A 14033-nucleotide genomic window follows, 5' to 3' on the forward strand; every position below is an offset into this window, starting at 1 on the left:
CTGGCACGCTGAGCTGACACGCCGGGGCGTCCCCTCCCCGGCGTCATCGCATCACCCGCAACACCCTTAAGCCCGGCGGCCGCACGAGCGGCCCGCCTCTCCCCAGGCCTTTCTCGACATGCACCCCGCGCGGTGCAGGGAGACCCTCATGCTGTCGTCTTCTACCGCCAACCGCTCTGCGGCGCCCGCCGGACGTTCCAGCGCCGGTGCGGCGCCCCACGTGGCGTCGCCCTGGCGCGCGCTCGCGGCCACCTCGCGGTGGCTCGTCATTGCCGTGCTTACGATTGCGGTACTGCTGCCGCTGTCGTTCATCGTCTTGCAGAGCCTGCTCTCCGCGCCGTTCTTCGACGCCAGCCGCACCTTCGGCATCGACGGCTACCGCTTCATCTTTACCGACCCCGACTTCTGGTCGGCGGTGAAGAACTCTTTCATCATTGCGTTCGGGATGCTGTTCATCTCGATCCCGTTCGGCGGCATTCTCGCTTTCCTGATGGTGCGCACCGACCTGCCGGGACGCCGCTGGCTCGAACCGCTGCTGCTCACGCCGGTGTTCGTCTCCCCGATGGTGCTCGCGTTCGGTTATGTCGTGGCCGCCGGCCCCGTGGGCTTCTACTCGGTGTGGTTCCGCGAACTCACGGGCCTCGACGCCCCGTGGTCGATCTACTCGGTGCTCGCGATCACCGTGATCGTGGGGCTCACGCACGTGCCGCACGTCTACTTGTACTCGTCGGCCGCGTTGCGCAATCTCGGCTCAGATGTCGAAGAGGCCGCCCGCGTGGCCGGTGCGCGCCCTTTTCGCGTGGCGCTCGACGTCAGCCTGCCGATGACCATGCCCGCCCTGCTGTTTGCCGGCGTGCTGGTGTTCTTCCTCGGCTTCGAAGTCTTCGGCCTGCCACTGGTGCTTGGCGATCCGGAAGGCCACCTCGTGCTCGCCACGTATCTCTACAAGCTCACCAACAAGCTCGGCGTGCCGTCGTATCACCTGATGGCTGCGGTGGCCATGTGCATCGTCGCGATCACGTTCCCGCTCGTGCTGCTGCAACGCCATCTGCTCAAGCGCGCCAACAAGTTCGTCACGGTCAGGGGCAAGGCGGGACGTCAGACGGTGCTGCCGCTGGGCGTGTGGCGCTGGATCGCGCTGGCCATCGTCGCCGCATGGCTGATCGTGACGGTCTTCGTGCCGATCTCGGGCATCGTGCTGCGCTCATTCGTCACGCACTGGGGGGAAGGCGTTGCGCTGGTGGAAGTGCTCACGCTGGAGAACTTCACCGAGCTGTTCGAGCAGGACAACCTCGTGCGCGCCATTCTCAACACGCTGGGTATCGGCGTGATCGGCGGCGCAATGGCCGTGGGCTTCTACTCGCTCGTGGCGTTCGCCGGGCATCGTCGCAACGACTGGGCCGCGAAGCTGCTCGACTACCTCGTGCTGTTGCCGCGCGCCGTGCCGGGCCTGCTCGCCGGTCTGGCGTTCCTGTGGATCTTCCTGTTCGTGCCGGGACTGCGCGAACTGAAGAACTCGATGTGGAGCATCTGGGTGGCCTACACCGTGGTGTGGCTCGCCTACGGCATGCGCCTCATCCAGAGCGCGCTGCTGCAAGTCGGCCCCGAACTGGAAGAAGCGGGCCGCAGCGTCGGCGCCACGCGCAGCCGCGTGAGCCTCGACGTCACGCTGCCGCTCGTGCGCTTCGGTCTGCTCGCCGCATGGCTGCTGATTTTCATGATCTTCGAGCGCGAATACTCGACAGCCGTCTACCTGCTCTCGCCGGGCACGGAAGTCATCGGCTCGCTGCTCGTGTCGCTGTGGGCGACCGGTGCGGTCGATCAGGTCGCGGCGCTCTCTGTCATCAATATCGCGATGGTCGGCGCCGGTCTGGGCGTGGCGTTGCGCTTCGGAGTCAAATTGCATGGATAAGCTCATCGTCGACAACCTCTTCCTGAGCTACGGCGCCAACCCCATCCTCAAGGGCGTGTCGTTCGAACTCAAGGCCGGTGAAGTCGTGTGTCTGCTCGGCGCATCGGGCAGCGGCAAGACCACCTTGCTGCGCGCCGTGGCGGGGCTCGAACAGCCGTCGCAAGGCCGTATTTCGCTCGACGATCAGGTCTTTTTCGACGGCGAGCGCGCCATCGACTGTCCGGTCGAACAGCGCTCGCTCGGTCTGGTGTTCCAGTCGTACGCCCTGTGGCCGCATCGCACCGTGGCAGAGAACGTCGGCTATGGCCTGAAACTGCGCAAAGTGGGGGCTGCCGAGCGGCGCGAACGCGTGCAGAACGCGCTCGACCAGTTGGGCCTCGGCCATCTCGCGCAACGCTTTCCGTTCCAGCTCTCCGGCGGTCAGCAGCAGCGCGTGGCGATTGCCCGGGCACTGGTCTACAACCCGCCCGTCATTTTGCTCGACGAGCCGCTATCCAACCTCGACGCCAAGCTGCGCGAAGAAGCCCGCGCGTGGCTGCGCGAGCTGATCGTCTCGCTCGGACTGTCGGCGCTGTGCGTCACGCACGATCAGACCGAAGCCATGGCGATGTCGGATCGCATTCTGCTGCTGCGCAACGGACGCATCGAGCAGGAAGGCACGCCCGCCGAACTCTACGGCTCGCCGCGCTCGCTCTACACGGCGGAATTCATGGGCAGCAACAATCGGATCGACGCGACGGTGAGCGCGGTCGAGGGCGATCTCGTCACGCTCGCCGGCGACGGCTTCGCGCTGCAAGCCCGCGCCCGCGACACGCTCGCACCGGGCCAGGACGCCCAGGCCGTGATCCGTCTGGAGCGCGTGCAAGTCGCCGACGGCCCGGGCCACAACCGCGTGAACGCACAACTCGTCACATCGATGTACCTCGGCGACCGCTGGGAATACCTGTTCCATTGTGGCTCGCTGCGCTTTCGCGCATTCGGTCACGTGCCGCGCGAGCCGGGCGAGCACTGGGTGGAGTTCCCCGCGAACGATTGCTGGGCGTTTGCGCAATCGCTCGCCTGAGGCAGACCCGGCACCGGTTTTTCACGCGACGCGCGGGCGCTCTCCCGCGCAACACCAAGAGAAACAAAAAGAGAGGAGACAGCAATGAAACGAAGCAGTATCGGTCTGGCCGCGCTGGTCGCAGCCGGGACGCTGGCCGGGCAGGCGCAAGCGCAATCGAACGTCACGGTCTACGGGATCGTCGACGCGGGCGTCGAATATGTGAATCACGCGGCCGACAACGGCGGCGCCATGCGCGCGATCTCCGGTGGCAAGAACACGTCGCGCTTCGGCTTCAAGGGCACGGAAGACCTCGGCGGCGATCTCAAGGCCGTGTTCAACCTGGAGAGCGGCATCAACGTCGTGAACGGCCAGTTCGACGACGGTCCGGGCGCGATCTTCGACCGTCGCGCCACGGTCGGTCTGTCGCACAAGCAGTGGGGGCAGGTCACGCTCGGGCGCACGTTCACCACGACCTACGACTACATGCTCCAGTTCGACCCGATGGGCTACGCACCGAACTACTCGTGGGCGACCAGCTCGACGGCGACCGGCGCGCGCAAGGACGGCCTGTTCTCCCGCTCGGCCAACGCCGTGCGTTACGACGGCGAGTTCAACGGCCTGAAGTTCGGGGCGATGTACGGCTTCGGCAACGTGGCGGACAGCATGAAGACGGCGTCGAAATACGACTTCGCCGTCGGCTACGAGAATGGCCCGCTGGCCCTGGTCGCGACGTATGACCGTCAGAACGGCGCGGGCAGCAGCGTCACACCGGCGGACACGACCGACTACATCCAGGGGATTCATGCGGGCGCCAGCTATCGCTTCGGCGGCGCGAAGGTGATGGCGGGCTATCGCAACTACAAGAAGACCTTCGTGACGGCGGGCACTGCGGCGCTGCGCAGCGACATGTACTGGCTGGGCGCGTCGTACGACTTCACGCCGGCGTTCACGCTGTACGGCGCGCTCTACCATCAGAACATCAAGGACGCGAGCGACGCCGATCCGACGCTCATCTCGCTGCGTGCGCAATACGCGATGTCCAAGCGCACGGCGCTGTACCTGTCCGGTGGCTATGCGTTCGCGAAGCACGGTCAGAAGGTCAGCCTCTCGCGTGACCTGACGGGCGCCGCCGACACGCAGATCGGCATGACGGCAGGCATCCAGCACCGCTTCTGATCCGGACAACCAACCGCTGACGCGTTTCCTCAGCGACGACCCGGTGGTTGCGGGGGTGAACCGCCTGTGCCGGGTCGTCGTGTTTTTCGAGTGTCCTCTCTGGCGTCAGGAGAGGGACTCGATACGCGTGGAATGCGCGTAGACCTGACCGAACCGGTTCGCCAGAAAGTCCGGCAGCGCAATCTGTTCCTGACGCACGAAGCCGCGCTGCGGCAGCAGGCCGGCGAAGAACATGTCGACGGCGGCGCAAATGGCCGACGCCGTCGTGATCTGGATCGCACTGGCGCTGTGACCGTTGTTGCGCTGCGCGAAAATCTTGCGTGCAAACACTTCCTGCGTCAGCACGCCGCCGCGCAGCCCGCTCACCACCACGAAGATGAGCACCACGTCCTGCAAGGTGCTCGGTATCGCCCGCTTGAGAATCGTCTTGATCGTTTCCCGATCGTCCTTCAGACGCAGCTCGTTCAACAGCACCTTCATCAACGCCCCGTGACCCGGATAGCGTACCGACTTGTAGTCGAGATCGCGCACACGTCCCGCCAGCGTCTCGCACAGCGTTCCCAGCCCGCCCGAGGTGTTGAACGCCTCGTACTCCACGCCGTCGAGCGAAAAATGCTCCAGGTCTTCTAGCGGCTGTACGGTGAGCTGCACCCCGTCGCGAATCGCTTCACATGGCTGACAATACTCGTTGATGAGACCGTCGACGCTCCACGTCAGGTTGTATTTCAGCGAATTCGTCGGGTACACCGGGAGTGCGCCAACGCGCATCTTCAACGAATCGACCTGATCGAACGCGGCCGCGAGATGATGCGCCGCGATGGCGATAAAGCCCGGCGCCAGCCCGCATTGCGGCATCAGCGCCGTCGACGCCCCCTCGGCGAGTTGCTCGATCGCGTGCGTTGCAGCAACGTCTTCGGTCAGATCGAAATAGTGGCAGCCCGCCGCCACCGCGGCCGTCGCAGCGCTCGTCGCCATGGTGTATGGCAGCGCATTGACCACCGCATCGAAGCCGGAAACCGCGCGTTGCAGCGAGCCGGTGTCATTGTCCGGGAGTTCGACGAACGCGTGCGAGCACTCGCGCACGACGTCATAGGATCGCGCGTTTCGGTCGAACACCGTCACCCGGTAATCGCCACTGTCGTGCAATAAGCGCGTAATGGTCCGACCAATGTGTCCCGCACCCAGCAAGGCGATCTTTTTCATGTTTTTCCCCATTCAGGAACATCGGTCCCTACATCGCCCAGGCATTCGAGCGATGCGCCAATGATTCAATTCTAGAGAGGGGAATGGATGAAATGTAGCGTGACTTCGTCGAAAAGCCAGCGATTATCGTCATAACGACGGAATCCAAAATCGATATGACGCGACACTTCCGGCGAGGTCGATTGGCGATTCACGAGAGCGAGACAGGCTGAGGGGCGTTTGCCGACGACGTCGAAGATCGCCGCCCCGACCACTGCCGGACTTTGCGACCACTTCGTTTATACGACAGTCATGTGTCATCAAAATGAAATTGACGACATTCGCCGCAAAGTCGTGCGATGCGTTGCAATGGCAATACATCCCACGCGTCTTTTCGTTAATACACCTATGGAATTTCGGCGTCGTTCGATATAGTTCGGCCCGAACCCACGGGGCGCCCGTCCACAGGCGAAGGGTTCGATTTGATCAATAGGTTACCGAAATAGGAATCGACCAATGAAAAAGACGCAACTGGCCGCCGCACTGTGTGGCGCTATCGCAGCCGCAGCAGCAGGTGCTGCACACGCACAAAGCAACGTCTCGCTGTACGGTATTCTCGACGGCGGTCTGTCGTACGTGAGCAACGTCGGCGGCAACAAGAACTTCACGACGGCTGACGGCCTGCAATCCGGCAACCGTTGGGGCCTGAAGGGCTCGGAAGATCTGGGCGGCGGTCTGTCGGCCGTCTTCACCCTGGAGAACGGCTTCAACCTCACGAACGGCGGCCTAGGTCAGGGCAGCCGTGAGTTCGGCCGTCAGGCATTCTTCGGTCTGTCGAGCAAGTCGTTCGGTAGCGTGACCATCGGTCGTCAGTACGACTCCGTGGTCGACTACGTGAGCGGCCTGACCTCGGCCAAGCAATTTGCAACGAAGCTCGGCGCACACGTCGGCGATGTGGACAACCTGTACAACTCGTTCCGCATCAATAATTCGATCAAGTACACGAGCGTCAACTACGCTGGCTTCACGTTCGGCGGCCTGTATGGCTTCTCGAACCAGGCCAACAACGGCTCGGCAGGCACGGGCTTCGCGAACAACCGCGCATGGAGCCTGGGCGCCAGCTACGCCAACGGCCCGTTCAAGTTCGGTATCGGTTACCTGGAAGTCGGTGCACCGAACGGTGCGAACACCGGCGGCGCAGTGTCCGGCGACTACAGCGGCGACTTCTACTCGACCAAGATCGGCTCGACGACGTACGGCGTGGACAAGCAGCGCGTGTTCGCCACGGGCGGCAGCTACAAGTTCGGCCCGGCAAACGTCGGCTTCGTCTACAGCAACACGCAGCTCAAGTACGTGACCGGCACCGGCGCACGTGTGTCGAACTACGAACTGAACGGTACGTACAACCTGACGCCGGCACTGTTGCTGGGCCTGTCGTACACGTACACGGACGCCAGCACGCGTAGCGCCACGCTCGCCGACCTGAGCCCGAAGTACCACCAGGTCAACGCCGCAGTTGACTACCTGCTCTCGAAGCGCACCGACGTGTACCTGGTCGGTATCTATCAGAAGGCAGCAGGCGACGCCACGGGCGCTTCGATCAATGGCGCCGGCGGTGCTTCGAGCACGAAGACCCAGACGGCCGTGATCTCGGGTCTGCGTCACAAGTTCTAAGCACAAACGTCTTCGCGAGACGTGCAATACTGATTTGAGTGCTCCAGTATTTAAGGGAGTCCCGAAAGGGGCTCCTTTTTTTATTGGGATGCGAGCCGCGCCCTATGCGTGAACCAAGTATGCGCCGCGAAATTTAACCTATTCAACACTTGGCGTGGCCTATGCCGGCGGGTCGGCCATCCTGCTCGCGTTGCTTCTCGGCTCCCTGTGGCGTTAGTACCGGACGATGGGGTCGGTATCGGTCCACGCCATCCACTCTCCCAAGGCGGAAGCGTTCTACTGGGTCACGATCATGGTCTCGCAGACACTGGGCACCGCGCTGGGCGACTGGACCGCGGACACTGCGGGACTCGGATACACCGCCGCGACCGTGCTGTTCGGCGCATTGCTGCGGGTGCTGGTACGGCAGCGCGCTGCGACAAGAGCCCACTAGCCTCCCGCCGGCGTGTGCCCAATGTCCTCGGGCAACGCAATCCGGCCTTGCATCCTGACGGGGTTTGACTACACTCGATACTGTACAAAAATACAGCACCAAAAACCCAATGGAGGACCAGACAATTGAACCATTCTGCGAAAGGGCTTTTCGACGTTCAGCTCGCACCGGAGCGCTTGAGCGCGGTGGCCGAACACACCGGCCTTGGCCGTCTGTCGCTGGACAAGACGTATCACGGCGATCTGACGGGGACCAGTCAGGGAGAGATGCTGTCGTTTCGTGGCAGCACGCCAGGCTCCGCCGGTTATGTCGCGATGGAGACCGTGCGAGGCACGCTTCATGGCCTTAGCGGCACCTTCGTGCTGCAACATAGCTCGACGATGACACGCGGCATACCCGCGCAGTCGATCACCGTCGTCCCGGACTCCGGCACCGAAGCATTGGCGGGCATTACCGGTAATCTAGTCATCATGATTTCCAACGCGCAGCATGCTTACGAATTCACCTACGCGCTGCCCGAGGGCCAGACCGAAGCTCACGCCTGATCCGTCAATGGCAGCGCGACCGTAAGCGTTCGACGCTGCCCCTGTTGTCTGGACGTCACTTGCGCGCGTTGAGCTTGTCGTCGATCTGCGGCACGAACTCCTGCTCGAAGAGCCCGCGCATGACGCTTACGAAGTCGTTGACGATCTTCGATCGCTGTTGGTGCGCGGGAAACACCATCGAGACCTGAAAGGGGATCTCGGGCACCAGTCGGCGCCAGACAGCGCCCGGGAACTTCGTGTACGTCGCGGTAAACGGATCGAGCACTGCGATGCCGAGGCCGCCTGCGACCATCGTGCACGCCGAGTGGGCCAGCGTTGTCTCCACCGGATACTCGCACGTCACGCCTGCGGCATCCATCGCCATCTCCAGACGCAATCGCAGCGGATTGTTCGCGCTCAACGCGATCACGGGCTGATCCTGAAGCTGACGAATACTGACCGACTTCTTTCGCGCGAGCGGGTGGGCGGACGGCAGCACGCACACCGCGTCGACACTCGGCAGCGCCGTCACATCGACGCCCGGATACTCCGTGCCGAGGATCTGCACGAAGCCGATGTCGGCCTGGTTCGCGGCAATCAACTCGAGCACGCCCATCGAGTTCCTGACGTCGAGCGACGTTCTCACGCCGGGACGTGCGTGCGAAAACCGTCGAACGCCTTCGGTCACCACGCTTAGCCCCAACGCCGTCATCGATGCGATACGCAGCGTGCCTGTGCGCATCGACTTCAGGTCTTCTGCGACCTGTTCGATGCGCTGAATGCCTTTGTAGAACCGGTCCACTTCATTGAAGAGCCGCTGCGCTTCCGCACCGGGAATCAACCGGTTGCCTTCCCGACGAAACAAGCGCAATTCCAGCGCCTGCTCCAGATCCTTGATCAGGCGGCTGACCGCCGGCTGACTCACTTTGAGCATCTCGGCGGCGAGCGTCATGCTGCCCGTGACCATGACGGCGCGAAACGCTTCGAGTTGTCGAGGATTGAGCTGCATAGGCCCCCTTGGAACGCAAACGCACGCAGCATAACATTTCCTTATGTGCGTCCAACGCCATGGGGGTTTGATTGTTGATTTTTGGAGCGCAATCATCCCGGTCATTAGCTGGACATTATTTTGGAGGCGCTTTGCTGAACTTCGCTATTCGACGGCTGCTGCTGTTACCGCTGATGTTGCTGGGGGTATCGGTCGCAGTGTTCGTCATGCTGCATGCCATTCCAGGCGACCCGGCGCGCATGGCCGCGGGCCCTGACGCGTCTGAGGAGGACGTCCAACAAATTCGCCTGAATTACGGACTCGACAAGCCCCTCACCACGCAATACGTCATCTATCTCAAGAAGATTCTGCACGGCGATCTGGGCGATTCGTTTCAGACGTACTCGCCCGTGATCGAAGGCATCGAGATCACGCTTCCGGCAACGCTCGAACTGACCGCCGCCGGCATGCTCATCGCCGTGCTGCTGGGCATTCCTTTAGGCATCTTCGCGGCGATGCGTCCCCGCGGGCTCGTGGATAACGCGCTCACCTCTCTCGCGGTATTGGGCATCTCGATGCCGGGCTTTTTTCTCGGCCTGCTGCTGATGATGTTCTTCTCGCTGCGCCTGGGATGGTTGCCGCCGACCGGCCGCGGCAGTTGGCAGCACCTGCTGCTGCCGGCGTTCACGCTCGGCCTGCCCTACGTTGCCACGTTCTCCCGCCTCGCGCGCTCGACCATGCTCGACGTGCTGGGCGAGGATTACATCCGCACCGCTTACGCCAAGGGCGTGCCGCGTTACAAGGTCGTGTTCAAGCATGCACTGTCGAACGCCGCGATTCCGCTTGTGACCGTCTTCGGCATGGACTTCGGCCGGTTGCTCGGCGGCGCCGTGATCGTGGAAAAAGTGTTCGCATGGCCCGGCATGGGCCGCTTCATGATCGACGCCATCGTGGCTCGCGACATCTACGTCGTACAGGGGACCATCCTCGTTTTCGCAGCGATTGTCGTGCTCGTTAATCTCATCGTTGACCTCGCCTATGGACTCCTCGATCCTCGCATCGCCTACGCCTGAGACGGCGACCCCGACGACCCGGGGGCCGCGCGGCGGCTTTGTCGGCTATCTCTTCGCCCAACGGCGCTGGATCGCGCTGCTCGCACTCGCGGTCATCGTCGCGGTGCTTGTCGCCGCCGCACTGGCACCATGGCTCTTCGACTGGAACACCGTGACACGCGTGAACCTGGCGACATCGCTCACGTCACCGAACGCCACCTTCTGGCTCGGCACCGACCAGATGGGACGCGATCTGTTGGGACGCGTGATGTGGGGCGCCCGCATCACGCTCACCGTCGCCTTCGGCAGCGTGGCGATTGCCGTGGCCGTCGGCCTGACGCTCGGCGGCATCGCCGGCTATTACTCGGGCATCGTGCCGGGCGCGATCCTGCGACTTACCGACTTCATGATTGCGTTCCCGCGCACGCTCGTCGCCATCATGGTCATCACGGTTGCCGGCAATAGCGTGCTCAGCCTCACGCTGGCCATCGCCATCTCCACCATCCCGATTTACGTGCGCTTTTTCGCCGCACCGGTCAGAACGCTCAAAGCGCGCGAGTTCGTACTCGCATCGAAGTCGATTGGCGTGGGGGATACCGGGCTGCTGCTCACGCACATTCTGCCGAACGTGGCATCGCTCGTGATCGTTCAGGTGACGGTCTCGATTGCGGAGGCCATTCTCATCGGCTCCGGGCTGAGCTTCCTCGGACTGGGTCCGGCACCGCCCACGCCGGAATGGGGCGCGATGATCGCCGAAGCCCGTCCGTTCCTGTCGAGTCATCCGTATGTGCTGGCAGCCCCCGGCGGCGCACTCTTCTTTGTGATTTTGAGCTTCAACCTCGTGGGTGACGCCCTGCGCGACTACGTCGACCCGAAGTCCCGTCAGGGTCGTTCGTGACCACGCCCGCGACGCCTACCGTACCCAGCATCGGAGTTATTCAAGCTATGAAGCGGTCTCGAAACAAGGCAATGCCCGGCGCCCTGCTTACCGGCGCAGCATTGATTGCCCTGGGGTGCCTCGCGCCCGCAGTGAGCCACGCCACCGACAGCGTGACCTATGTGCAGGGCTCGGATCTCGACACGCTCGACCCCGCGGTGACCCGCAGCACGCCGTCGAAGATCGTGATTGCGCACATCTTCAATCAGTTGGTGAAGTGGGATGGCCCCGACATGAAACAGATCGTGCCGGATCTCGCTGCGTCGTGGACGACGTCGCCGGACGGCATGACCTGGACGTTCAACCTGCGCCCGAACGTCAAGTTTCAGGACGGCACGGCGCTCGATGCCAACGCCATCAAGTTCAATCTCGACCGCATCCGCGACCCGAAACTAGGCTCGCCGAACCGCTCCTACTACGCCGACATTCAGTCGGTTCAGGTGATCTCGGAACTCGTTGTGCAGATAACGACGAGCCATCCGTCGCCCACGCTGCTGGAGATTCTTGCCGACGGATGGTCCGCGATCAGCAGCCCGACGGCGATCAGGAAGTACGGCCGGGGATATGGCCATCACCCGGTCGGCACCGGCCCTTACAAGTTCACGCGCTGGATGCTCAACGACCGCGCGGTGGTCGAGCGCAATCCGTCTTACTTCGGCACACCGCCAAAGCCCGACAAGCTGATTTTCCGCCCCGTGCCGGAAGACTCGGCGCGTGTCGTGGAACTGCAAACCGGGAACGCCGACGTCGCGGGCAATCTCTCGCCCGAGTCGGCGGCCTCGGTCAAAGGCAACAACAAGGTCGAACTGCTGCGCGCGCCCAGCTCGTTCCAGGTGTTCTTCGAGATGAACGTCACGAAGCCGCCTTTCAACGATGTGCGCATGCGGCGCGCGGTCAATCTCGCCATCGACCGGCAGGCCATCGTCGACAAGTTGCTGCTCGGCTATGGAAAGGTGCCGACGAGTCCGTTCGCAAGCGGCGTGCAGGGCAGACGAACGTTCAAACCGTTCGCTTACGACCCCGAAGCCGCCAAGCGACTCATCAAAGCGGTGTATCCGAACGGCTATCCGGGCGTCGTGGTGATCTGGACGACCGCCGGGCGCTATACCAAGGACCGGGAAGTCGCCGAAGTGGTGCAGAGCTACCTGAATGCGGTGGGCCTCAAGACCGAATTCAAGGTCTGGGAATGGGCCTCGTACCAGAAGACGCTGTATCGCCCGCAGCCCGGCGCCGGCACCGGACGCGGCACCAACGACGCGAACATGTGGCTGCTCGGCACCGGCATCACCAGCGCCGACATCCGCCTGCGCCGCAAGCTCAGAACGGGCGATCCGTCGAACCTCACCGGCTACAGCAATGCCCGGGTCGATCAGTTGCTCGGCCTCGCGGCATCGGAAATGAACTACGACAAGCGCATGGGCTATTACGGCGACATCCAGCGCATTGTCTGGGACGAAGACCCCGCGAATATCCCGCTCTTCGATCAGGAACAAGTATTCGGCGTTCGCAAGAACTTGAAAGGTCTGGTTGTTTTCGACGACGGCATCGTCGACTTCAACGGGACGGTATTGACGAGGTAATCACCAATGACTGCACACACCATGCAAAACGAAATGCTCCTGACCGAGGCGCGTCTGAGCGCCCCGCCCTCCAATCGTCTGGTCAAGTATCACGACATTCCGGCGTTGGAGCACGAGCGCCGCCAGTTCCGCGAGTTCGTCGCCGTCGACCGCGCGCATACCGCCATGATCGTCGAGACGGGCATCATCAGCCGCGAAGTCGGCCGCTCGATTCTGAAGCAACTGGAGACGTTGAAAACGCTGCGTCCGGAGGACTTCTCGACCGACGTCATGAAGGGCAGCTTCCTGCTCCAGGTCGAATCGTTCCTGTTCGACGCCATCGGTGAAGACTTCGCCGGCCAGATGCACACGGGCCGCAGCCGCATCGATCAGGGCGCGACGGTGCGACGTCTGTACGATCGCAATCGCATGCTCGACGTGATGGACCGCATGAACGAGCTGCAAGCGGCACTTGCCACGCAGGCCGCCCGCCACGCCCGCACGATCATGCCCGGCTACACCCACATGCAGCACGCGCAGCCGTGGGTCTTCGGCCACTATCTGCTCAGCTTCAGCGCGCGTTTGCACGACAGCTTTGCGCGTCTCACGGAGGCGTATGCACGCGTGAACCGCAATCCGCTGGGCGCCGTGGGTCTGGCGGGCACCTCGTGGCCGCTCAACCGCGAACGCACCACGGCGCTGCTCGGCTTCGACACCGTGCTCGAGAACTCGAAGCTCGGCCGCGAGGCCTGGTACGCCGCCGAGACCATCGGCGCCCTGTCCTTCGTGATGGCCGACCTGAACGACCTCGCCACCGACCTGCACGTGTGGTCGAGCATCGAGTTCGGTCTGGTCGAGAGCGACGACAGCTACAGCGGCACCAGCAGCATCTTCCCGCAGAAGAAGAACCCGACCGCGCTGGAGACGATCAAGAAGGCCGCCGGCGGCGCCGTGACGTGGCTCTCCACGGCACTCGCCACGTTCCGCGCGGAAGGCACGGGCGATCAGGCGATGCGCGACCTGCCGCTGATTCACTCGGCGCTCGAGACCACCGAAGGCATGGTGGATCTGCTCACCGGCGTGATCGAGACGCTGATCGTTCACGAAGACCGCATGGCGTCGCTGCTCTCCGGCAGTTGGGCCACCGCCAGCAATCTCGCCGACGTGATCGTGCGCGAGAGCGGGCTGTCGTTCCGACAAGTGCATCACATCGTCGCGCGACTGGTTCGCAACTGTCTGCGCGCGGGCGTGAGGCCGGATCAGGTCACGGGCGAGTGGCTGGACGAGGCCTCGGTCGAGACCACCGGCGAGAAGCTGGGCTTCACCGACGCGATGGTGCGCGATGCACTCGATGCGCGCCGCTTCGTCGAAACGCGCGTTACGGTGGGAAGCGTGGCGCCGGCCGAGGTCGACCGCATGCTGACGCGCGCCGTGGCGGAAGCCGATGGCGACCGCGCGTGGGTGGCGCAGGCACGCGGCCGTCTGCTGCACGCCGAGCAGGCTCTCGACAGCGCCGTCACGGCGATTGTCGGCTGACGAGAAGGGAACGGG

Annotated in this window: 11 protein-coding genes and 1 pseudogene; 10 read left to right on the forward strand and 2 right to left on the reverse strand. The window is 63.4% G+C overall.

The window, feature by feature from the left end; translation table 11 throughout:
- Positions 1-148: 148 nt before the first annotated feature.
- The 3 genes from ACIPHM_RS16340 (at position 149) to ACIPHM_RS16350 (ending at position 4133) form a co-directional block, all read left to right on the forward strand.
- Entirely contained in the window at positions 149-1912 is a 1764-nt protein-coding gene (locus ACIPHM_RS16340; RefSeq protein ID WP_400330132.1) for an ABC transporter permease, read from the forward strand.
- Positions 1905-2975, forward strand: a complete 1071-nt coding sequence (locus tag ACIPHM_RS16345) for an ABC transporter ATP-binding protein (protein WP_400330133.1) — start codon at positions 1905-1907, stop codon at positions 2973-2975. Before ACIPHM_RS16340 ends, ACIPHM_RS16345 begins: the two co-directional genes overlap by 8 nt.
- A gap of 84 nt (positions 2976-3059) precedes the next feature.
- The gene (locus ACIPHM_RS16350; RefSeq protein ID WP_400330136.1) at positions 3060-4133 is read left to right on the forward strand and encodes a porin; all 1074 of its coding nucleotides are present in this window, start codon (positions 3060-3062) and stop codon (positions 4131-4133) included.
- A 105-nt stretch (positions 4134-4238) separates the two neighbouring features.
- On the opposite strand, the gene ACIPHM_RS16355 is transcribed toward ACIPHM_RS16350, so the two are convergent.
- Complete coding sequence (locus tag ACIPHM_RS16355; RefSeq protein WP_400330138.1) at positions 4239-5336, reverse strand: saccharopine dehydrogenase C-terminal domain-containing protein; 1098 nt, start codon at positions 5334-5336, stop codon at positions 4239-4241.
- 495 nt (positions 5337-5831) lie between these two features.
- Between ACIPHM_RS16355 and ACIPHM_RS16360 the strand changes: the two genes are divergently transcribed.
- The 3 genes and pseudogenes from ACIPHM_RS16360 to ACIPHM_RS16370 all read left to right on the forward strand — a co-directional run bounded on the left by ACIPHM_RS16360 (position 5832) and on the right by ACIPHM_RS16370 (position 7967).
- Entirely contained in the window at positions 5832-6989 is a 1158-nt protein-coding gene (locus tag ACIPHM_RS16360) for a porin (RefSeq protein ID WP_400330141.1), read from the forward strand.
- Between the two features lie 145 nt (positions 6990-7134).
- Positions 7135-7392: pseudogene (locus ACIPHM_RS16365) on the forward strand (hypothetical protein); the annotation flags it as partial.
- 155 nt (positions 7393-7547) lie between these two features.
- Positions 7548-7967, forward strand: a complete 420-nt coding sequence (locus ACIPHM_RS16370) for a DUF3224 domain-containing protein (RefSeq protein ID WP_400330143.1) — start codon at positions 7548-7550, stop codon at positions 7965-7967.
- 55 nt (positions 7968-8022) lie between these two features.
- On the opposite strand, the gene ACIPHM_RS16375 is transcribed toward ACIPHM_RS16370, so the two are convergent.
- Entirely contained in the window at positions 8023-8955 is a 933-nt protein-coding gene (locus tag ACIPHM_RS16375; protein WP_400330146.1) for a LysR substrate-binding domain-containing protein, read from the reverse strand.
- A gap of 131 nt (positions 8956-9086) precedes the next feature.
- Here ACIPHM_RS16375 and ACIPHM_RS16380 point away from each other — a divergent pair, with 131 nt between their 5' ends.
- From ACIPHM_RS16380 to argH, 4 genes are read left to right on the forward strand one after another with little or no spacing between them, the layout of a single operon-like run.
- Positions 9087-10007, forward strand: coding sequence for an ABC transporter permease (locus ACIPHM_RS16380; protein ID WP_400330149.1), 921 nt, complete (start codon positions 9087-9089; stop codon positions 10005-10007).
- Complete coding sequence (locus tag ACIPHM_RS16385) at positions 9973-10884, forward strand: ABC transporter permease (protein ID WP_400330151.1); 912 nt, start codon at positions 9973-9975, stop codon at positions 10882-10884. Before ACIPHM_RS16380 ends, ACIPHM_RS16385 begins: the two co-directional genes overlap by 35 nt.
- Before the next feature lie 47 nt (positions 10885-10931).
- Complete coding sequence (locus ACIPHM_RS16390; RefSeq protein ID WP_400330153.1) at positions 10932-12503, forward strand: ABC transporter substrate-binding protein; 1572 nt, start codon at positions 10932-10934, stop codon at positions 12501-12503.
- Between the two features lie 6 nt (positions 12504-12509).
- On the forward strand, positions 12510-14018 hold the full coding sequence (gene argH / locus ACIPHM_RS16395) for an argininosuccinate lyase (RefSeq protein WP_400330155.1): 1509 nt from the start codon (positions 12510-12512) through the stop codon (positions 14016-14018).
- Positions 14019-14033: the final 15 nt, after the last annotated feature.

The organism is Pandoraea sp. NPDC087047 (assembly GCF_044745225.1).
In the GTDB taxonomy this organism is placed as follows: Bacteria; Pseudomonadota; Gammaproteobacteria; order Burkholderiales; family Burkholderiaceae; genus Pandoraea.

Coding starts and splice junctions, on each gene's coding strand:
- ACIPHM_RS16340 (WP_400330132.1), top strand. CDS start 149: ATGCTGTCGTCTTCTACCGCCAACCGCTCTGCGGCGCCCGCCGGACGT.
- ACIPHM_RS16345 (WP_400330133.1), top strand. CDS start 1,905: ATGGATAAGCTCATCGTCGACAACCTCTTCCTGAGCTACGGCGCCAAC.
- ACIPHM_RS16350 (WP_400330136.1), top strand. CDS start 3,060: ATGAAACGAAGCAGTATCGGTCTGGCCGCGCTGGTCGCAGCCGGGACG.
- ACIPHM_RS16355 (WP_400330138.1), bottom strand. CDS start 5,336: ATGAAAAAGATCGCCTTGCTGGGTGCGGGACACATTGGTCGGACCATT.
- ACIPHM_RS16360 (WP_400330141.1), top strand. CDS start 5,832: ATGAAAAAGACGCAACTGGCCGCCGCACTGTGTGGCGCTATCGCAGCC.
- ACIPHM_RS16375 (WP_400330146.1), bottom strand. CDS start 8,955: ATGCAGCTCAATCCTCGACAACTCGAAGCGTTTCGCGCCGTCATGGTC.
- ACIPHM_RS16385 (WP_400330151.1), top strand. CDS start 9,973: ATGGACTCCTCGATCCTCGCATCGCCTACGCCTGAGACGGCGACCCCG.
- ACIPHM_RS16390 (WP_400330153.1), top strand. CDS start 10,932: ATGAAGCGGTCTCGAAACAAGGCAATGCCCGGCGCCCTGCTTACCGGC.
- argH (WP_400330155.1), top strand. CDS start 12,510: ATGACTGCACACACCATGCAAAACGAAATGCTCCTGACCGAGGCGCGT.